We start from the raw sequence: 18,690 nt of genomic DNA on the forward strand, positions 1-18,690 counted from the left end.
CTCGTCCCCGATTATGATTGCAGTGAAGAAGCTAAGCGCTTGAGCTGGCTTCTTAACGTATTGTCGATGACCATGTCACCGGCTTGGATCAGCAAACCGCCAACAATAGACGGTTCAACACTGCAATTGAGCTTAACTTTGCGTTCAAGACGTTTTTCCAACGCTGCGCTTAACTTCGCCTTTTGGGCGTCGTTGAGGTCCATCGCTGAAGTGACTTCAACGGTAACCTCTTTCTCGTACTCTTGTCGCATGTCTGCGAATAACCGCAGTACTTCCGGAAGAGCCTTCAAGCGTTCATTGGTCGCCATTACTTTGATTAAGTTCTGGCCATTGGTATCGAGTTGCTCACCGCAAATCCCGATAAAAACGTCACTTTGATGAGCGAGGCTTGACGCACCATTTAAAAAGGTCACGATGTCAGCATTTTCAACAACTTCCGTTGCGAACGCTAACATACCATGCCATTTGTCTAACGCACCTTGCTCAACAGCAAAATCAAAAGCTGCTTTAGCATAGGGGCGAGCGACCGTTGTATATTCGGACATAGCTCAACCCCCGTGATTACAGTTCAGCGACAAGTTTTTCAACAATGTCGCTTTGCTTCTGTGCATCGACCTCACGTTCAATGATTTTCTCTGCACCAGCAATTGCCAAGAAGGCAACTTTCTTGCGGAGTTCTTCACGAACACGAGTACGCTCGGCTTCCACTTCGGCATAACCGGAAGCAATAATTTTTTCGCGCTCAGCGTGACCACGTTGAGTCTCTTCTTCAACCAACTTCGCCGCACGTTTTTTGGCTTGGTCGATTAATTCAGCTGCTTGTAACTTCGCAGCTTTGAGCTCTTCGTCGGCTTTTGCACGAGCGACTTCAAGGTCTTGATTCGCTTGTTCAGAAGCGGCAAGACCGTCAGCAATTTTCTTCTGACGCTCTTCAATCGCATTATTCAACGGTGGCCACACAAATTTCATGGTGAACCACACGAAGAACGCAAACGCAATCGATTGACCTATAAGGGTGAAGTTAATATCCACAACAACCCTCCTCTAAGTTGGTGATCGACGATTGTGCTTGATTAACCGATGAACGGGTTTGCGAATAAAAGCAACAATGCGATACCAACACCGATCATCGCGATAGCATCGATAAGACCAGCAAGGATGAACATTTTAGTCTGTAGCTGAGAAGCCATTTCAGGCTGACGAGCAGTAGCTTCTAAGAACTTACCACCCATGATTGCGAAAGAGATCGCAGTTGCTAAAGCAGCAACGCTCAGGATGATAGCTACAGCGAATAATGTTGCAGTTTCAATTGCCATTGGGTTTTCTCCAATTTTAAAAGTTAAAGTTAATGTAAAAAAATTGATGGTTTATTAATGGTCTTCTGCTGCCATACTCAAGTACACGATGGTTAACATCATGAACAAGAACGCCTGCAACACAATAACCAAAATATGGAACACCGCCCACGCAAAATGCAGTGGTAACTGATACAACCCGACCAGCGCGATCAAGATAAAGATAACTTCACCGGCATAGAGGTTTCCGAACAAACGAAGACCTAACGACACTGGCTTTGAAATTAAGGTTACGAGCTCGAGAACCAAGTTAAACGGTATCAAGGCCCAGTGATTGAACGGTGTAAAACTTAGCTCTTTGATGAAGCCACCGATACCTTTAAAGGCAATCGAGTAACCGACGATTAAGAAAAAGACGCCTAACGCCAGACCCATCGTAATGTTGATGTCGGTCGTTGGTGCGATGGTCATGTAGCTCCATGGGTGCGCCATGATCTTTTCAAGCAGCGAATAGCCTTCGACATTGTACTTAATCGCTTCAGGATTAATCAGGAGACCGACAGCACCAAACACCGCTGGTAACCAGTCAACTGGCACCAATTTCATGAGGTTCATTAAGAATATCCACATGAAAATAGTCAAAGCAATCGGAGCAATCAGTTTGTTTTTAACGTGGAATGTTTCTTTTACTGAGGTCGCAATGAACTCAATAATCATTTCCACAAAACACTGAAACTTACCCGGAACGCCTGTTGTTGCTTTACGGCCAACAACCATAAAGCTAAGAACAAAGACGAAACCAAGAATAATCGCGACACTGAGTGCACCCACGTTAACGGCCATAAAACCTTCACCAATCGTCATATCTGAAAGGTGGTGGTTAATGTAACCTTGGATGCTGGTATTTCCTTCTGCAGCCATGTAATTACCCAATTAACTAGTTTTTGAATTTAAAAGAATCGGTGCCAACCACTGTACGTGCAAGAGAACCAAAAGGGTTACAAACAGCGGTAACCAGGGTCCAGATAGCAATAAAAAGGCGGTAATCAACAAGCTCACAACGAGGAGCCATTTTACCGCTTCTGCTATAAAAAAATAACGCACGACACTTGGTGCAAAACGTCCGCCGCCATAACGAAAGGCCAACGCTGAAAATACTATGTTAGGAACCAAGGCAATGATGACGCCAGCTAATGCTGACACGGTTCCTGGACCTGCCATCAGCAGTCCAAAAATAACGACAAAGATGAAACCGACACCAAGTTGAAGGGCTAATGTTCTTAGCGCAAGCTGCTGTCCTGCCCGAGTTAACGGGTGATTCGACTGTGCTAGCATGACCATTCCAACCGGTGGATTTCAGTGCCTTTACACACTGCTAAAGTTCATTCATTGAGCAGTTTGTGCACTGAACATAAAAAAACTGCGCAGATTATAAAGTTTTGCCACTAAATTGCAACTAAAGCCGGGCTTTTACGCCTTATATATTCAGGCAAATTACTTTTATTCAACAAAACTACCTGATTCTCCGATAGTTTATCGAAATTAAGAAAAATGGCGCAAAATTCCATCAAGTTCATCAAGGCTGGTATAGTTAATCACCAATTTACCTTTGCCTTTACGGTTATGACTAATCGCCACCTTTGCTCCTAAACGTTCACTCAATGAATTTTCTAACTGCTGTACGTCTGGATCAGGTTTCTTTTCTTCTTTTTGGGTTGGATTTAAGGCTTGATTCACTAGACGCTCAGCTTCGCGAACGGTGAGCCCTTTTGCAACGATGACGCGTGCAAGTTCATCCTGGAGATCACCATTGACGCCAAGGAGGACTTTCGCATGACCGGTTTCAATGTCGCCGCGTTCAAGTAGTACCTTTACATCGTCATTCAGCTGCATCAAGCGCAATAAGTTAGTCACTGTCGTGCGTGACTTTCCGACCGCTTCAGCGACACTTTGATGGGTGAGTTCAAATTCGTCCATTAAGCGTTGCAAGGCCACGGCTTCTTCCAACGGGTTCAGATCTTCGCGTTGAATATTTTCAATTAAGGCAATCGCGATGGCTGCTTCGTCTGGAACGTCTTTGACTAAACAGGGAACGGTATCGAGACCAGCAAGTTGCGCAGCTCGCCACCGACGCTCACCGGCAATAATTTCAAAACGATGCTCAGACACTGGGCGAACGACAATCGGCTGGATAATGCCTTGTGCCTTCACGGAATTAGCAAGATCTTCAAGCGCTTCTGGCGCCATATCTTTACGCGGTTGATATTTACCCGGCTGTAAAAACTCAACGGGTAACTTGCGCAATTCGCCCTTTTCTAAGGCCTCCATCACATCAGTTTGGCTTTGATGACGGGTGGCTGCGTTGGCGCTGTTGGTCAGCAGTGCGTCTAATCCGCGTCCTAATCCTCGTTTTTTCACTGACATAGTTAGTCCCTCTTATGCGGTCGCCGCAGTTTCTGCGCGACGAATGACTTCACCCGCTAACGCTAGATAAGCTTTTGAACCTGAAGACGTTTTATCATAATACATGGCTGGAGAGCCAAAACTTGGCGCTTCAGCCAAGCGGACGTTACGTGGAATCACGGTTCGATAAACTTGTTCACCAAAGTAATTTTTCAATTGCTCGGACACATCGTTCGCTAAGCGATTGCGTGGATCGTACATGGTACGCAAAATACCTTCGATTTTTAATTGTGGATTAACGAAACTGGCTAGCTGCTCGATGGTGTCCATTAACGCCGTTAAACCTTCCAGCGCATAATATTCGCATTGCATTGGGACTAACACCGAGTCGGCAGCTGCCATTGCATTGACCGTCAATAAGCTCAACGAAGGTGGGCAATCGATAAAAATAAAATCGTAATAATCGCGCACGGGTTCAAGGGCTCGACGTAAGCGCGTTTCGCGGGCAAAAACTTCCATCAATTTTATTTCTGCGGCGGTGACATCACCATTCGCCGCTAAAAGATGATATTTACCACTCGTTTCGGTTTGAATGACGCTGGCAGCAGGTTTTTCATCAACTAAAAGATCGTAAACCGTGGCTGGAACGTCATATTTATCGACACCACTCCCCATGGTCGCGTTGCCTTGCGGATCAAGATCAATGAGTAACACTTTACGCCGGGTAGCAGCCATGGATGCTGCCAAGTTCACAGCGGTTGTGGTTTTACCCACGCCACCTTTTTGGTTTGCGATTGCGATGACCTTTCCCACGTCAATTCACCTATTTGTTATTTTATTCGGCTGATATTTCAACCACATGACGAGCGGCTTCGAGTGTTGGTACCTTGAGTTCATGAATCGCTAACACTCGATAAGGCGATTCAACCGCTGCCAATTCCTCGTCCGTTGCGAGCCCTTTTAGGGCGATAAAACGGCCATTGGCAGAAGGCAAATGATGACACCACGACAACATATCTGCAAGTGAGGCAAATGCGCGACTAACCACGGAATCAAAACCTGGATCCGGGTGATAGTCTTGGACCCGCGCTAACACTGGAGTGACGTTCGTTAGCTGCAATTCGTGAACCACCTGACGAATAAAGCTAACCCGCTTGCCAAGGCTGTCGAGCAGCACAAATTCTTTGTCCGGATTACAGATTGCCAACGGTAAACCGGGTAGTCCTGGGCCCGTTCCAACATCGATAATGCGTTGTCCATGTAAATAGGGACTGACGACAATACTGTCTAAAATATGCCGAATCAGCATATCTGCAGGGTCACGAACTGAGGTTAAATTGTAAGCTTTATTCCACTTATGTAATAAACCCAGCAATTGAATCAATTGCTGTTGTTGCTGTGTGCTTATCGTCAAGTCAGTTTGTTTCAATAACTGAGAAAGACGGTCAGCCAATTGGTCGGCTGGGAAAACTGTGGACTTGCTCATAACGCTTCGTGATCGCTCTATGCATGTATCTCGGATTGGAGAAACGGTGTTTTTAATATTTTTGTACAGCTAAGACACTAAACTGTGGATGAATTAACACTAAATCGATAATTATCCACAGTTTGCCGGAATTTTTTTGCTTATGCGACTGATTTTCGCAATAAACCTTGTTTCTTTAAATGGACCAATAACATGGAAATGGCCGCTGGTGTAATTCCAGAAATGCGTGCAGCTTGACCCACGGTTTCAGGTTTATGTTCGGATAACTTAGCGATCACTTCATTCGACAAACCAGAAATGCTGGCGTAATTAAAATCGACCGGCAATTTGGTGTTTTCATGACGGCGCGTTTTCGCTATTTCTTCTTCCTGACGCTTGATATAACCCGCATATTTCACTTGAATTTCAACTTGCTCAGCCGCTTGCGTGTCGGTCAAAGCTGGACCGATTGATTCAATGGCCATCAGTTGGTTATAAGTCACTTCTGGGCGACGTAACAACTCTTCTAAGCTCGCTTCTTTGCTAATTGGCGTTTTCAACAGTGGGTTAATTTGCTCAACGGCTGGGTGATCTTTATGCACCCAAGTTGAACGCAAACGCTGTTGTTCCTGCTCAACCGCTTCCATTTTTTCGTTAAAACGAGCCCAACGTTGATCGTCGATCAAGCCCAATTCACGTCCTTTGGTGGTAAGACGAATGTCGGCATTGTCCTCACGCAACAACAAACGATATTCCGCTCGCGAAGTAAACATGCGATACGGTTCTTTCGTACCTAACGTTGCTAGATCGTCAATAAGCACGCCCGTATAGGCCTCTTCACGGCGCGGTGTCCACGGTTCTTGGTCGGTGACGGCCAAGGCTGCGTTGACACCGGCAATCAGGCCTTGAGCACCCGCTTCTTCATAGCCGGTGGTACCATTGATTTGACCGGCAAAGTACAAGCCTTGAATGTACTTGGTTTCTAACGACTGCTTGAGATCGCGTGGATCGAAGAAATCATATTCGATCGCATAACCCGGTCGCGTGATATGAGCATTTTCAAAACCACGAATGGAATGAACAAGAGCTTGCTGAATATCAAATGGCAAGCTTGTTGAAATACCATTTGGGTAAAGCTCATTGGTAGTTAAACCTTCTGGTTCAACGAAGATTTGATGTGAATCTTTGTCAGCAAAACGTACGACTTTGTCTTCAATCGACGGGCAGTAGCGCGGGCCAATACCTTCGATGATGCCAGAATACATAGGTGAGCGATCTAAGCCACTGCGAATGATGTCATGGGTATTGATGTTCGTGTGGGTGATGTAGCAACTAATTTGCTGTGGGTGATCTTCGTCACGTCCCATATAGGAAAAAACCGGGGTCGGTGTGTCGCCTGGTTGCTCTTGCATGACGGAAAAATCAACGGATTTAGCGTCAATACGCGGTGGTGTTCCGGTTTTTAAGCGATCAACACGTAGCGGTAATTCCCGTAATCGACGAGCAAGTGCGATGGACGGTGGATCGCCAGCGCGGCCACCGCTGTAGTTGCTTAAACCAATATGAATTTGACCACCGAGAAAGGTTCCTGTGGTTAAAACGATAGCCGGCGCATAAAACTTCAAACCCATTTGGGTGACGACGCCTTCAACTTTTGGACCTAGTGCGGTTTCTGTGACGATCAGATCATCTGCTGCTTGTTGAAAGATCTGTAAATTTTCTTGTTGCTCAAGTGCAGTGCGAATATAGGCTTTGTACAAAGCGCGATCGGCTTGAGCACGAGTCGCACGAACCGCTGGGCCTTTCGAACCATTGAGAGTACGAAACTGAATACCGGCATGATCAGCTGCACGAGCCATAATACCGCCTAATGCGTCGATTTCTTTAACCAAATGCCCTTTACCAATGCCACCAATGGCTGGATTACATGACATTTGACCTAAAGTATCGATGTTATGCGTAATCAATAGGGTGCGTCGGCCCATACGAGCAGCTGCAAGTGCTGCTTCCGTACCAGCGTGACCACCGCCAATCACAATTACTTCATAACGTGCATCTGTTGCCATTTTGATCTGAACTCCGATCGAATCGTACTTAAATGGGTCGTCAAAAGCAGTTGATCGTGTATGGGAAAAGGATCAACTGGCTTCGTCGACGATCGTATAGCCGGTTATTGTAGCACTTTTATTGGTGACTAAAAATCCTTTTACACTCGATGTTTCTTGCAGTGTAGCGGTTTTGGTGATGGGAACGAGTACCGCGTGTAGCGATCCGAGTGGGTTAGGGTTCTATGGTATTAATTAGATCTATATTTTTTTAAAGATCTTTTTATTATTTCTATTATTAGCTCGCTTAAGATCTGTGAGTATGTCGAAATAAATCTTTAATTTCATAGCATTAGATGATCTGTTTGGGTGTGTATAAGCAGCGATCTTATTTGCGCATAACCAGTGGTATAAGTACGTGGTTATACACATCGATAGTTATCCCCAGATCTATCCCCGGATCCGATCACAAGAAAGATCGCTAGTTATCCCCAAAATGTTCGCTGCGTGAGTAATGATCTGAGTATGCTGTGGATAAGATCCGAATAAGTGAGCAATTTGGCGATTGTTAACGGCATTAAAAAGGGGATAACTTTATCCCCACTTTTACTCATTGCTTCGAATTGGCTCAGTTGCGTTGTGATCGCCAGGACTCTAACCAGTCGCTTGCAGTGGATTCGGGATCAAGTTCTAACAGCATATCGATCGTCAATGGCTCGGCGATCTGTTGGGCATTTAGCTCAAGAAGTAACGACTCTGCATCTCGTCCAGCCTGGCAGAACGTGTCATAGCTTGAGTCGCCGACCGCGATAATGGCAAACGTGAGTGCACTTAAATTGGGTTGCTCGCTTTGCAGTGTTTCCATGAAAGGCGCAATGCTATCTGCATACTCACCTGCACCATGGGTGGCAATACAGAGTAGCCAAAGACAGTCAGATTGTGGAACGTTTGCGTAATCAGGTTGATCATGAAAGACGACGGTATGGCCTTCAGAAGTTAGCTCGCCTTGTAATTGGTCAGCGAGGTATTCGGTGTTGCCCGATGTCGTGCCAACGAGAATATGGATATTCATGACGTGTCCTTCAATAAAGTGATGCTCGAATTTAGCCACATATAGGGTAATACCTGCAAGCCGTCTGTTTGGTTCTGCTGGGTGGAGGGGATACACCGAAGACCACAGAAGTTAAATAATAACGGTTCAAACTAGGTTATGGCTAAGTTTCGCAGGCTAAATCGGTTTTAAGTTAAAAAATAGCTTGAATACTAAACAAGAGATACCTAGAATGCTCGTCCTTGAAACCGTGATGTTAGCGTGTTTTTTGCACACATTGGCGGTTTTCATGCTCAGATTAGGCTCTTTTTGTCATTTAAAACATGCTTAATCGGCCGTTTCAGGCCAATAATTCATTGAACTGTAGATAAATCGATGTAACTGGATAGTGTACGCTCGTTATTGAATGAACGAGTTGACCACCTTCCAGCTTTTTTGTTGAAAAATTTTCAGTTCTCGTTTTTGCGTCTATGGTTATTAAGTTTGTTTATAAAAATTACTTTAGACGTCGTTGGATCCACCTCAGGTTAGAAGAGAGAAAGTCATGATAGGTACGTGGCAAAAAGAATGGTTTGGGAACATCCGAGGGGATGTACTTGCAGGAATCGTGGTTGCTTTAGCGTTGATACCTGAAGCGGTTGCGTTTTCAATTATCGCCGGTGTCGACCCCAAAGTTGGTCTGTATGCGTCGTTTTGTATCTGCGTAATTACAGCCTTTGTTGGCGGCCGTCCCGGGCAAATTTCTGCTGCGACGGGAGCAATGGCCTTATTAATGGTGACATTAGTTCGTGATCATGGATTAGAGTACTTATTAATTGCGACCTTGCTCACCGGTGTGATCCAATTTTTGTTTGGCATTTTGAAGCTTGGCTCGCTGATGCGCTTTGTCTCGCGCTCTGTCGTTACCGGCTTTGTGAACGCCTTAGCTATCTTGATTTTCCTTGCGCAGCTACCCGAACTAACAAATGTTACTTGGCATGTATATGCGCTTACCGCCGCAGGTTTAGGGATTATTTACGGCTTGCCATACGTCACAAAAGCAGTTCCTTCGCCTCTAATAGCCATTGTTTTAATTACAGCATTTGTTATGTACATGGGAATTGATGTGCGCACCGTCGGCGATATGGGGGAGCTACCTGATTCCTTGCCGGTTTTCCTCTGGCCAAATGTACCATTGAATCTTGAAACGCTGATGATTGTGTTGCCGTACGCAATTCCGTTGGCGGTCGTCGGTTTGCTTGAGTCAATGATGACACAAACCATTGTTGATGATTTAACCGACACCAAATCCGATCGCAATAAAGAATGTCGCGCACAAGGTATAGCGAATGTTGGTTCTGGCTTAATGGGCGGTATGGCCGGTTGTGCCATGATAGGCCAGTCGATTATTAACATAAAATCAGGTGGTCGTGGTCGCTTGTCGATGTTTGCGTCGGGCGTTGTGTTAATTCTTATGGTGGTGTTTTTGTCGGATTGGGTATCAAAAATCCCAATGGCTGCGCTGGTTGCCGTGATGATTATGGTTTCGATTGGTACTTTTAGTTGGCAGTCGATTAAAGATTTGAAAGAGCACCCGATGAGCACCAACATCGTGATGATTGCCACCGTTGTCGTGGTGGTGTGGACGCATAACTTGGCCATAGGCGTGTTTGTTGGTGTGTTGTTGGCTGCCATTTTCTTTGCAGCAAAAGTGGGCAATTACATGCACATTAGCTCAACTGTTTCGCAAGATGGTAATCACCGGACTTATAAAGTGATCGGTCAGGTATTCTTTACGTCCTCGGAAAAATTTGTCGAATCCTTTGACTTCAAAGAGTCTCTTGATAAGGTGACTATTGATTTAGATCGCGCTCATTTTTGGGACATTACTTCGGTAGCTGCACTGGATAAAGTAATTTTGAAGTTCCGCCGAGAAGGTGCTGAAGTCGACGTGGTTGGTATGAACAAAGCAACCGCAACCGTTGTCGATAAATTTGGTGTGTCGGACAAACCAGACGCTATCGACCGCCTCATGGGACATTAAGGGAGAATACGGAATATGACACAACATACAATTGCATGTATTGATGGTTCTGCACTGAGCGACACCGTTGCTGACTATGCAGCTTGGTCGGCCAAGCGAATGAATACTCCGTTGGTTCTTTTGAATGTCTTAAATGATGCTCGTCAGGATGATGCCAGCGACTTTAGTGGTCAAATTGGTATGGACGAGCGGCAACGTTTGTTAGCTGAAATTATTGACCTTGAAGAGCGGCGCGCAAAGTTAGCGCGCCAGCAAGGGCATATGTTCTTAGAAGCAGCGCAAAAACATATTGCCAATGACTTTGCAGAACCCTTGTTGCGTCAGCGCCATGGCGATTTAGTTGATACCTTAGTTGAGCTTGAAGATGAGACCCGATTGCTCGTCATTGGCCGGCAGGGCAAACGCGGTAATGGCATTGGCCAACACATCGGTCATCAAGTTGAACGCGTGATTCGCGCTCTACATCGTCCGACCTGGGTCGTGACTGGCGAATTCCGTGAACCGCAAAAAATTATGATTGCGTATGACCACTCGACAACGGCAAAAAAGGCGGTTGATATGGTCGCCAATAGCCCATTGTTTAGCGGTATTCCAGTGCATGTGGTGATGGTTGCGGCAGAAACGAATGACCATCAAGCTCAGCTTGACTCAGCTGCAGCTAAGTTACAGGAAAACGGGTTTGCGGTGACTACCGCATTGTTAGCTGGTGAAGTTGAAGATTCTTTGCTGACCTATGCGGACGAGCAACATATGGATGCGATGATTATGGGCGCTTATGGCCATTCGCGTATTCGTGAATTTTTCGTCGGTAGTCATACCAACAAACTCTTAAGAAGCACCAAAATTCCGTTACTACTTCTACGTTAAATTAACGTTTCGTTAATCGGAAACAATGAAACCCCAGTCTCTTTTCGGTAAAGTTGAGAGCTGGGGTTTTTTTGTTACATGACTAAGGCTCAATATATGGATTTGCAGCAAATTAAGCAAAAGCTACAGGCGATGCGTCATGAACTGTTAGAAATTGAGAGCAGTGCGAGTGAGGCGGAGAAACCAGTGATACTTGATCAGCAAAGCGTGGGACGCTTGTCTCGAATGGACGCGATGCAAGGTCAACAAATGGCTCAAGCGAATAAACGGCGGCGAGAACTAATGCTCAAGGCTATCGCGGCTGCCGAACATCGCATAGCTAGCGGAACCTTTGGGGAATGTCTTGATTGCGAAGAGAAAATCGCTGAAAAGCGATTGGCATTTGATCCTACCACCTTGTATTGTCTCGAATGCATGACCGAGAGAGAGCAAAAACGCGACGCTTAGGAGTGTATCTTGAAACAGTATGTGCCTGATTGGATGATACTCGTTTACGAACTATTTCAGCCGTATTTGCCACTGTTTGCCTCAGTGAGTTTAACCATGGCTCTCGCTTCGATGATTATTATTCCTTGGCTTATTGTGAAGATGCCTTCCGATTACTTTTGCCATCATCATCGTGAACGGCATTGGAATGCATCGCGGGTGCTATTTTATGTTTTGCGGAATGCGCTCGCCTTGGTTTTATTTATCGCCGGCTGCATTATGCTCATTCTTCCTGGGCAAGGGTTACTGACCATTCTAATCGCGATCATTGTTTCCGATGTGCCAGGAAAATATTTAGTGGAACGTTGGTTACTCGCGCAAAAAAGCGTGTATCGAAGCATGAATTGGATTCGCCGCTACTACAATAAAGAACCACTTAAGAGACCTAGTAAAGAGGATAAGTAAGTACCAACTTACATTAGTCCTCTACATATTTTGCAAAGACACTCTGGCCACTGGTATTAATACCATTTACTGACCAAGCACCGGTGACGGGGTTTTGTAAAACCCTGCCGGTCATTTCGAGAATTTCACCGTTATCAAATGTGACACTGATCTGACACATGTGATTGGCTTCTTTTTTAAAGTCGGGCACTTCGACAGCAATTGGTTTCGGTTGACTGCCGGGACGCCGACGTTTGTGCCAGCTCAACTGACGAATTTCAAACGTCATGATTTAGACTTCCGAGTAAGGTAGTTACAGCCCAATACAGCAACGACATGAACTACGATAAAAATAGATGACATGGGGAAGCTGTCTGGCGTAACAATGAAAATAAAACCAAGACCGACAATGACACCGAAAAGAGCAGCGATTGAATAGGGTAGCTGACCACGTTTGCGTTGCCATAAGGCAGCGGCGACGCCACATAAAAGCGCCTGAATGCCACCCATCAAATGACAGAACATTAAGCCCATCATAAAAAACAGGAAAATACCTGAAAGTACGTCATTTAGCGCGGATAAATCAGTGGTGAACAAGGTAGCACCACTGATCAAGGCGATGACCGCATTGCCGATTATCGGGCCAATAAAAACATAAAGAATAACCACCCCCCAAGGAAACGAGGGGCGGCGAATTGCTTTCGTGGCCGAAGTGCTAGCTTGGTTCATGCTCAGTGGTAGGCGCCGCTTCATTCACTAATAAGGCGATGGCCCCGTCGCCAGTGACATTACAAGCAGTACCAAAACTGTCTTGTGCCATATACAGAGCAATCATCAAGGCAATGGCGGTTTCACCAAAGCCAAGCATCGAACCGAGTAGGCCGACTGCCGACATGACTGCGCCACCGGGAACGCCGGGTGCAGCAAGCATGACAATACCGAGCATGAGGATAAATGGTAACACCGAAATGAATGATGGAATGGCTAACGAACCATGTAAAACCATCACCGCAACTGTGCAGCTAACGATCGTAATGGTGGAGCCCGCTAAATGCGTCGTTGCGCATAAGGGCACGGTAAAGTTCGCCACATCTTCATTAACGTCATTGTTTTTAGCGCATTGCAAGGTGACCGGAATTGTTGCCGCGCTCGACATGGTGCCGAGTGCAGTGAAGTAAGCAGGCAACATGTTTTTGATTAATCGGACAGGCGAAACACCGGCTTTCATGCCGGCAATCACAAACATGGAAACGATATAAATCCAATGTAAGCTGATGGCCAGGATGAGAATAATGCCGAAGGTTTTCAGGGTCGTAAACACCGTCCCTGCTGCGGCCATTTCAGCGAAAACACCGGCAATATAAAACGGTAACAATGGGATAATCACATTGACGAGCAGCAACTCAATAATGTCACGGCCTTGATCAGACAGGCTCTTGAGTTGTTGCGCTTGAGTCGCAGCAATACCTAAACCAAAAATGAATGCTAAGGCTAGTGCGGTCATGACGTTAAACAGTGGAGGAATATTCAGTTCGATATAAGGCGTTAGGGTCGTACCGACTAAACCTGCTACTTCGGTCGACTCAGTTGCTAACATGGGCACGACGAGTGCAGCGGCAAAAAAAGCGACAATACCGGCGATTATCGTCGATAAATAGGCGATCCCCAACGTTCGTCCGAGTAATTTCCCAGAGTTTTGCGGCAAACTTGCAATACCACTGGTAATAAAAAACAAAATGAGTAGTGGGATGGTGAAGAAGAGTAATTGTCCAAACAGTACCTTAAAGGTGATTAAGAGATTACCGACCCAGTGCGGCGTGTACAGCCCGATAAAGGTACCGAGTACAATACCCGCGAGCAGTTTTAATATTAGTCCCATGATGATGTCTCGTTGTTATTATTCGCTAATAAGCGGATTAGAATGTAGCTGCTTTCTTACGTTACCTTGAGCGCGATAATAGCACAATCCTTTATTCAGGTGAGGTCTGCGTCACCGCTAGCGCAGCGGTTGACGAACAAGCGATTCGGCAATAAATCGGGCACCCGCATTCAAGCCTTGGGCATAACCCATGTTTAATGAATCTAGGTCGGTTGTGAAGCGTGACACCGGAAAGTTTTGTGGTGGCGCGATAATATTAATTTGACAATCATCAGGAGGAGTCGCAATAAAGTCCAGCGCGGCATTATATTGATCCGTTCTGCGTGTAACTGCATCGAATAAGGCCGGATAATCAGCGAACAGCGGTTTCAGTAGATTCGGAAAACGAGCGGGTTTCTTCTTGAAGCCCAGTGGCTGCGACAGGATCACCGTAAGACGACGCGCGCCTTGCTCATAGGCGTGAATCACCGGAATTGAATCCGCCAGTCCACCGTCGGTCATGGGTTCGTCGTTAATCGGCGGAAAGTCGCGAAACACCACAGGCATCGCACAGGATGCGGGAAACAAGTCGTTCATATTCTCTTCATCGACCAAGTGGTAACACGGCTTGCCAGTGACAATACTGGTGGTCACCACGGTTAAAGGGATACCTCGAGTTTTAAAGCGCTCAAGATCCATCGGTAATTCGGCGACCGAGGTATGCCAAAGCCAACTAACGTCGCAAAAATGACCGCCTTTTAAGTAACGACGAATATTCATAAATTCGTCGCGGCGGGCGTGGTCAGTGATAACTCGGTAACTTCGTTTGCGCGCGCCGGACAAATATCCGATGGCATTGGTGGAGCCTGCGGAAACACCAATGACGTGTTGAAATGGATAGAAGTTTTCGTCGATGAAGGCATCGAGCACACCAGCGGCAAAGATGCCACGCATAGCACCACCTTCCACAACCAAGGTGTGGTGGTCGAGATCATTGCGTGCCATAGCTCCTCCTTACAACCGAAACGACGATTCAATCTTATTTCATGATGGCGGTTAATGTCGGCTATTTCCAGTGAGTTTAGAGAAATATTGCTTTCAGAAGAGGTTCGTTTTACTATATATACGGTTTTCCATATGTATGGTGTTCGGGTATGGTGACGAAAGTATTATTTTTGTGTACGGCGAATTCAGCGCGGTCAATTATGGCCGAAGCATTGATGCGCCAATTTGGCGGTGATGACGTTGAAGTTGCGAGTGCTGGAACCGAGCCGGGCATGATTTCCGCCGGCGCTATGACCGCGCTACAAGACTTTCAATTGGATACAAAAGGGCTGCAATCAAAGTCACTCGACGATGTGAACGTGAGTGAATTTGATTATGTGATTAGTCTCTGTGACCGTGCTCGCACCGAATGCCAAGCGAGTTTCGCTGGGCAAAATTTCATTGCATGGGACTTTCCTGACCCGGTGCAAAGTAATAACCCCAATGCATTTAAGCAGACGCTGCACGAGCTCAGTGAGCGGATTCGCATGTTTCTGCTGATTTTGCGCAAGCGTCAATCCGAACCGCACCTGTTTAATAGCCCCGCTGAGCTCTTTAAAGTGCTGGCCGACCCATTGCGCCTCACCATGATGATGCATCTCGTGGCGTCTGCTGAATTATGTGTCTGTGATTTGGTTGAGCGCACCGGCATGTCACAGCCAAAGGTGTCCCGGCATTTGGCGCAACTGCGCGAATACGGTTTGTTGCTTGACCGTAAGGAAGAGCGGTGGGTGTATTACCGGCTCAATCCGGCGATGCCCGACTGGATGCGGCATGTAATTCAAATTAGCGCCACCCATAACCCTCAATTTATTGAAACAACCGAGAAGGAGTCAGTATGTCCGTCAACGTAGGTATTAATGGTTTAGGACGAATTGGTCGTTTAGCGCTGCGTATTCTCGCAGAGCACCCAAGCTTAAATGTGGTTGCGGTTAACGACCCAGGCGGACATGCAGAAACGTTTGCTCATTTATTGAATTTCGACTCAGTTCACGGCATTTGGCAGCACGAAGCGCGAGCGGAAGGTCAGTCGATTGTGGTGAATGGCCAAGCCATGCGTTTTTCTCAAAACAAGACCATCGCCGAAACCGATTGGAGTGACTGTGATGTGGTCCTTGAAGCATCAGGTAAGATGAAGACGGTTGCCATTTTGCAAGATTATCTGAAGCAGGGCGTCAAACGCGTTGTGGTTTCGGCGCCAGTGAAAGAAGCGGGTGCATTGAATGTGGTGATGGGCGTGAACGATCACTTATATGACCCAGCCCAGCACCCAATAGTGACCGCAGCCTCTTGTACCACCAACTGCTTGGCACCGGTGGTGAAAGTGTTGATGGAAAATATCGGCATTAAACATGGTTCCATGACCACGATTCATGACCTCACCAATACCCAAAGTATTCTCGACGCGCCACATAAAGACCTGCGTCGAGCGCGTGCCTGTGGCATGAACCTGATTCCAACGTCGACGGGTTCAGCAACCGCTATTATTGAAATTTTCCCAGAGCTTAAAGGCCGAATTGATGGCCATGCCGTGCGCGTTCCGCTTGCCAATGCGTCGTTAACCGATTGCGTGTTTGAGGTTGAACGTGCAACAACCGCCGAAGAAGTGAATGGTTGGATGAAAGCTGCGGCTGATGGCGAGCTAAAAGGCATTCTTGGCTACGAAGAGCGTCCGCTCGTGTCCATGGACTATAAAACCGATCCACGCTCGAGCATTGTTGACGCGCTGTCGACGAAAGTCATTAACGACACCCATGTGAAAATTTACGCATGGTATGACAATGAGTGGGGTTATGCGAACCGCACGGTTGAACTGATGGCGAAGGTGGCTGGATGCTAGCAAAACTGTCACCGGCTATTCGGCAATATTTGCTGGTGACCGGTAACTATTGGGCATTTACCTTGACGGACGGCGCGTTGCGCATGCTGGTGGTGCTCCACTTTTACCAGCTTGGTTACAACGCGCTCGAAGTCGCCATGCTCTTTGTATTTTATGAGTTCTTTGGGGTGGTCACCAATTTGGTTGGGGGCTATCTTGGCGCGCGCTTTGGTTTGAATCGCACCATGAACATTGGTTTGGGCTTGCAAATTTTAGCTTTGGTCATGTTACTCGTGCCCGCAGCTTGGTTAACGGTCGCCTGGGTCATGGTCGCCCAAGCAATATCTGGCATTGCCAAAGACCTGAATAAAATGAGTGCTAAAAGTACCATTAAGTTATTGGTGCCCGACCAACAGCAAGGTCAGCTTTATCGTTGGGTGGCGATTTTAACGGGCTCCAAGAACACCTTAAAAGGCGTCGGTTTCTTCCTCGGTGGACTGCTATTAACCTTACTTGGCTTCCAAGGCGCGGTATTGGCGATGGCACTGATGTTGCTTGCGGTCTGGATGGGTAGTTTAGTTTTTCTGAAAAAGGACGCGGGCAAAGCGAAAGCCAAACCGAAGTTTAATGAGCTTTTTTCGAAGAGCTCCGCAATTAACCGCTTGTCGCTTGCGCGTTTTTTCTTGTTCGGCGCGCGTGACGTGTGGTTTGTGGTGGCGTTGCCAGTTTTTCTTGCAAGCCAGCTCGGTTGGAGTAGCTGGCAAGTGGGGAGCTTTTTGGCGCTGTGGGTCATTGGTTATGGGTTTGTGCAAGGTATAGCACCAAAATTGACGGCAAGCGGCGTCGGTCGGCAGCAAGCTGCCGGTTGGAATTTGGTGTTAGCGTTAAGTCCGCTGTTGTTAGCCATAGCGCTTTGGCAGCAAGCACCGGTAGCCGCGAGTATTATGATTGGGCTGGGTATTTTTGGCGTCTTATTTGCGGTTAATTCGTCACTGCATAGTTATTTGATTGTGGCTTATTCGCGTGCCGACGGCGTGTCTTTAGATGTTGGCTTCTATTATATGGCGAATGCGGGCGGCCGCTTGCTTGGCACAGTGTTGTCGGGTTGGGTCTATCTACAATGGGGGCTGGAAGCCTGCTTGGTGATATCCGCTGTGATGCTGGCGCTGTCGACACTGACCATTCGAACTTTACCACAACGAGAGCAGTAGTTCGGTTTACCACGTTCAGAATAAACAACAAAGCCCCTCGCGGGGCTTTGTTGTTTATTCTGAACGGAAACGCGCTATGAACGCTTCTGACTCGGCAATGGCCTCTTGCATTTGACTAATTAACGACGATACATCGCTTTCAATTTGCCCTAATTCACCACGCAATGCACCAATGGCTTGGGCGTTGAGGTTATGCTTCAGGAACAACACTTGATCGTTAAAGGCGGTCAAAACCGGCTCCATGCGCGATTCTGCGCGACGCATTTGCTGGATTAAGGTGTCGTACTGACGCTCGGTATCGCGAAGCTGCTGTTCGCTTTGGCGGCGTAAACTGTCGCTACTGTATTCACGCAGTTCTCGCTCCCATTCGCGAAAGAGATCGCGAGCCACGGTTTCAATATCCCGAATGCGCTGACTGACACGGTCTGCAGAATCTTTGCTTTGATCATAAGCGCGCGACAAGTTGTTGTAGGTGCGAGAAAGCTCACTTTCCGGCACATTTACAACCGACTGAAACTGCTCCAGCGCATTGGCAAAGGTTTCTTGCGCATCCGCCTGCGCGTCGCGTGCATTTTCGACGCGGCTGACGAGGATGTCACGCTTTTCATAACCAAAGCGCTCCATCGTGTTGTAGTAAACGCTGCTACAGGCACTGAGTGTCAAGACCAGTGCTGTAAGAATGACTATCTGTGTGGTTCGCATAGCACGCTCCGTAGTGTTGCGACTGGACTACAGTTAA

Annotated in this window: 22 protein-coding genes; 7 read left to right on the forward strand and 15 right to left on the reverse strand. The window is 46.9% G+C overall.

Features of this window, described 5'->3' with window-relative positions:
* Positions 1 to 11: 11 nt before the first annotated feature.
* The 10 genes from atpH to LAT77_RS03465 form a co-directional block, all read right to left on the reverse strand.
* Positions 12 to 545, reverse strand: a complete 534-nt coding sequence (gene atpH / locus LAT77_RS03420; RefSeq protein ID WP_290563149.1) for a F0F1 ATP synthase subunit delta — start codon at positions 543 to 545, stop codon at positions 12 to 14.
* 16 nt (positions 546 to 561) lie between these two features.
* Entirely contained in the window at positions 562 to 1,032 is a 471-nt protein-coding gene (atpF, locus tag LAT77_RS03425; protein ID WP_290563150.1) for a F0F1 ATP synthase subunit B, read from the reverse strand.
* 41 nt (positions 1,033 to 1,073) lie between these two features.
* On the reverse strand, positions 1,074 to 1,316 hold the full coding sequence (gene atpE / locus LAT77_RS03430; protein WP_126793262.1) for a F0F1 ATP synthase subunit C: 243 nt from the start codon (positions 1,314 to 1,316) through the stop codon (positions 1,074 to 1,076).
* A gap of 54 nt (positions 1,317 to 1,370) precedes the next feature.
* Entirely contained in the window at positions 1,371 to 2,216 is an 846-nt protein-coding gene (gene atpB, locus LAT77_RS03435) for a F0F1 ATP synthase subunit A (protein WP_290563151.1), read from the reverse strand.
* 12 nt (positions 2,217 to 2,228) lie between these two features.
* A complete protein-coding gene (locus tag LAT77_RS03440; RefSeq protein WP_290563152.1) occupies positions 2,229 to 2,630 on the reverse strand; it encodes an ATP synthase subunit I in 402 nt (133 codons plus the stop codon).
* A gap of 207 nt (positions 2,631 to 2,837) precedes the next feature.
* Positions 2,838 to 3,719 carry a ParB/RepB/Spo0J family partition protein gene (locus tag LAT77_RS03445; protein ID WP_290563153.1) on the reverse strand — a complete coding sequence of 294 codons (882 nt, stop codon included), beginning with the start codon at positions 3,717 to 3,719 and terminating at the stop codon, positions 2,838 to 2,840.
* A 12-nt stretch (positions 3,720 to 3,731) separates the two neighbouring features.
* Complete coding sequence (locus LAT77_RS03450; protein WP_290563154.1) at positions 3,732 to 4,511, reverse strand: ParA family protein; 780 nt, start codon at positions 4,509 to 4,511, stop codon at positions 3,732 to 3,734.
* A gap of 22 nt (positions 4,512 to 4,533) precedes the next feature.
* The gene (gene rsmG, locus LAT77_RS03455; protein WP_290563399.1) at positions 4,534 to 5,151 is read right to left on the reverse strand and encodes a 16S rRNA (guanine(527)-N(7))-methyltransferase RsmG; all 618 of its coding nucleotides are present in this window, start codon (positions 5,149 to 5,151) and stop codon (positions 4,534 to 4,536) included.
* A gap of 173 nt (positions 5,152 to 5,324) precedes the next feature.
* A complete protein-coding gene (mnmG, locus tag LAT77_RS03460) occupies positions 5,325 to 7,229 on the reverse strand; it encodes a tRNA uridine-5-carboxymethylaminomethyl(34) synthesis enzyme MnmG (RefSeq protein WP_290563155.1) in 1,905 nt (634 codons plus the stop codon).
* Between the two features lie 607 nt (positions 7,230 to 7,836).
* Positions 7,837 to 8,280, reverse strand: a complete 444-nt coding sequence (locus LAT77_RS03465; protein ID WP_290563156.1) for a flavodoxin domain-containing protein — start codon at positions 8,278 to 8,280, stop codon at positions 7,837 to 7,839.
* A gap of 523 nt (positions 8,281 to 8,803) precedes the next feature.
* Between LAT77_RS03465 and LAT77_RS03470 the strand changes: the two genes are divergently transcribed.
* The 4 genes from LAT77_RS03470 to LAT77_RS03485 all read left to right on the forward strand — a co-directional run bounded on the left by LAT77_RS03470 (position 8,804) and on the right by LAT77_RS03485 (position 12,040).
* Entirely contained in the window at positions 8,804 to 10,282 is a 1,479-nt protein-coding gene (locus LAT77_RS03470) for a SulP family inorganic anion transporter (protein ID WP_290563157.1), read from the forward strand.
* A 15-nt stretch (positions 10,283 to 10,297) separates the two neighbouring features.
* The gene (locus LAT77_RS03475; protein ID WP_290563158.1) at positions 10,298 to 11,149 is read left to right on the forward strand and encodes a universal stress protein; all 852 of its coding nucleotides are present in this window, start codon (positions 10,298 to 10,300) and stop codon (positions 11,147 to 11,149) included.
* A 78-nt stretch (positions 11,150 to 11,227) separates the two neighbouring features.
* Entirely contained in the window at positions 11,228 to 11,596 is a 369-nt protein-coding gene (locus LAT77_RS03480; RefSeq protein ID WP_290563159.1) for a TraR/DksA C4-type zinc finger protein, read from the forward strand.
* Between the two features lie 9 nt (positions 11,597 to 11,605).
* The gene (locus tag LAT77_RS03485) at positions 11,606 to 12,040 is read left to right on the forward strand and encodes a hypothetical protein (RefSeq protein WP_290563160.1); all 435 of its coding nucleotides are present in this window, start codon (positions 11,606 to 11,608) and stop codon (positions 12,038 to 12,040) included.
* Positions 12,041 to 12,053: 13 nt separating this feature from the next.
* Here the strand turns inward: LAT77_RS03485 and LAT77_RS03490 are convergent, their stop codons facing one another.
* The 4 genes from LAT77_RS03490 to LAT77_RS03505 form a co-directional block, all read right to left on the reverse strand.
* On the reverse strand, positions 12,054 to 12,308 hold the full coding sequence (locus tag LAT77_RS03490) for a hypothetical protein (RefSeq protein WP_290563161.1): 255 nt from the start codon (positions 12,306 to 12,308) through the stop codon (positions 12,054 to 12,056).
* The gene (locus LAT77_RS03495; protein WP_290563162.1) at positions 12,305 to 12,748 is read right to left on the reverse strand and encodes a hypothetical protein; all 444 of its coding nucleotides are present in this window, start codon (positions 12,746 to 12,748) and stop codon (positions 12,305 to 12,307) included. The genes LAT77_RS03490 and LAT77_RS03495 overlap by 4 nt, the downstream gene beginning before the upstream one ends.
* Positions 12,735 to 13,898, reverse strand: a complete 1,164-nt coding sequence (locus LAT77_RS03500; RefSeq protein ID WP_290563163.1) for a dicarboxylate/amino acid:cation symporter — start codon at positions 13,896 to 13,898, stop codon at positions 12,735 to 12,737. Before LAT77_RS03500 ends, LAT77_RS03495 begins: the two co-directional genes overlap by 14 nt.
* A 117-nt stretch (positions 13,899 to 14,015) precedes the next feature.
* Positions 14,016 to 14,882 (reverse strand): patatin family protein, encoded by an 867-nt coding sequence (locus LAT77_RS03505; protein ID WP_290563164.1) that lies wholly within the window; start codon positions 14,880 to 14,882, stop codon positions 14,016 to 14,018.
* A gap of 149 nt (positions 14,883 to 15,031) precedes the next feature.
* Between LAT77_RS03505 and LAT77_RS03510 the strand changes: the two genes are divergently transcribed.
* From LAT77_RS03510 to arsJ, 3 genes are read left to right on the forward strand one after another with little or no spacing between them, the layout of a single operon-like run.
* Complete coding sequence (locus LAT77_RS03510) at positions 15,032 to 15,775, forward strand: metalloregulator ArsR/SmtB family transcription factor (RefSeq protein ID WP_290563165.1); 744 nt, start codon at positions 15,032 to 15,034, stop codon at positions 15,773 to 15,775.
* Positions 15,760 to 16,761 carry an ArsJ-associated glyceraldehyde-3-phosphate dehydrogenase gene (locus tag LAT77_RS03515; RefSeq protein ID WP_290563166.1) on the forward strand — a complete coding sequence of 334 codons (1,002 nt, stop codon included), beginning with the start codon at positions 15,760 to 15,762 and terminating at the stop codon, positions 16,759 to 16,761. The genes LAT77_RS03510 and LAT77_RS03515 overlap by 16 nt, the downstream gene beginning before the upstream one ends.
* Entirely contained in the window at positions 16,755 to 17,951 is a 1,197-nt protein-coding gene (gene arsJ / locus LAT77_RS03520; protein ID WP_290563167.1) for an organoarsenical effux MFS transporter ArsJ, read from the forward strand. Before LAT77_RS03515 ends, arsJ begins: the two co-directional genes overlap by 7 nt.
* Before the next feature lie 54 nt (positions 17,952 to 18,005).
* On the opposite strand, the gene LAT77_RS03525 is transcribed toward arsJ, so the two are convergent.
* The gene (locus tag LAT77_RS03525; protein ID WP_290563168.1) at positions 18,006 to 18,653 is read right to left on the reverse strand and encodes a DUF2959 domain-containing protein; all 648 of its coding nucleotides are present in this window, start codon (positions 18,651 to 18,653) and stop codon (positions 18,006 to 18,008) included.
* Positions 18,654 to 18,690 lie beyond the last annotated feature (37 nt).

The sequence above is a fragment of the Aliidiomarina sp. genome (assembly GCF_022565475.1).
Lineage (GTDB): Bacteria > Pseudomonadota > Gammaproteobacteria > Enterobacterales > Alteromonadaceae > Aliidiomarina.

What these genes read in the sequence shown, in the direction of transcription:
- LAT77_RS03505 (WP_290563164.1), bottom strand. Translation starts at nt 14,882, where the DNA reads ATGGCACGCAATGATCTCGACCACCACACCTTGGTTGTGGAAGGTGGT.
- LAT77_RS03440 (WP_290563152.1), bottom strand. Translation starts at nt 2,630, where the DNA reads ATGCTAGCACAGTCGAATCACCCGTTAACTCGGGCAGGACAGCAGCTT.
- LAT77_RS03515 (WP_290563166.1), top strand. Translation starts at nt 15,760, where the DNA reads ATGTCCGTCAACGTAGGTATTAATGGTTTAGGACGAATTGGTCGTTTA.
- LAT77_RS03465 (WP_290563156.1), bottom strand. Translation starts at nt 8,280, where the DNA reads ATGAATATCCATATTCTCGTTGGCACGACATCGGGCAACACCGAATAC.
- arsJ (WP_290563167.1), top strand. Translation starts at nt 16,755, where the DNA reads ATGCTAGCAAAACTGTCACCGGCTATTCGGCAATATTTGCTGGTGACC.
- atpE (WP_126793262.1), bottom strand. Translation starts at nt 1,316, where the DNA reads ATGGCAATTGAAACTGCAACATTATTCGCTGTAGCTATCATCCTGAGC.
- LAT77_RS03480 (WP_290563159.1), top strand. Translation starts at nt 11,228, where the DNA reads ATGACTAAGGCTCAATATATGGATTTGCAGCAAATTAAGCAAAAGCTA.
- LAT77_RS03490 (WP_290563161.1), bottom strand. Translation starts at nt 12,308, where the DNA reads ATGACGTTTGAAATTCGTCAGTTGAGCTGGCACAAACGTCGGCGTCCC.
- mnmG (WP_290563155.1), bottom strand. Translation starts at nt 7,229, where the DNA reads ATGGCAACAGATGCACGTTATGAAGTAATTGTGATTGGCGGTGGTCAC.
- LAT77_RS03470 (WP_290563157.1), top strand. Translation starts at nt 8,804, where the DNA reads ATGATAGGTACGTGGCAAAAAGAATGGTTTGGGAACATCCGAGGGGAT.
- atpH (WP_290563149.1), bottom strand. Translation starts at nt 545, where the DNA reads ATGTCCGAATATACAACGGTCGCTCGCCCCTATGCTAAAGCAGCTTTT.
- LAT77_RS03475 (WP_290563158.1), top strand. Translation starts at nt 10,298, where the DNA reads ATGACACAACATACAATTGCATGTATTGATGGTTCTGCACTGAGCGAC.
- LAT77_RS03495 (WP_290563162.1), bottom strand. Translation starts at nt 12,748, where the DNA reads ATGAACCAAGCTAGCACTTCGGCCACGAAAGCAATTCGCCGCCCCTCG.
- atpB (WP_290563151.1), bottom strand. Translation starts at nt 2,216, where the DNA reads ATGGCTGCAGAAGGAAATACCAGCATCCAAGGTTACATTAACCACCAC.
- LAT77_RS03510 (WP_290563165.1), top strand. Translation starts at nt 15,032, where the DNA reads ATGGTGACGAAAGTATTATTTTTGTGTACGGCGAATTCAGCGCGGTCA.
- LAT77_RS03445 (WP_290563153.1), bottom strand. Translation starts at nt 3,719, where the DNA reads ATGTCAGTGAAAAAACGAGGATTAGGACGCGGATTAGACGCACTGCTG.
- LAT77_RS03500 (WP_290563163.1), bottom strand. Translation starts at nt 13,898, where the DNA reads ATGGGACTAATATTAAAACTGCTCGCGGGTATTGTACTCGGTACCTTT.
- LAT77_RS03525 (WP_290563168.1), bottom strand. Translation starts at nt 18,653, where the DNA reads ATGCGAACCACACAGATAGTCATTCTTACAGCACTGGTCTTGACACTC.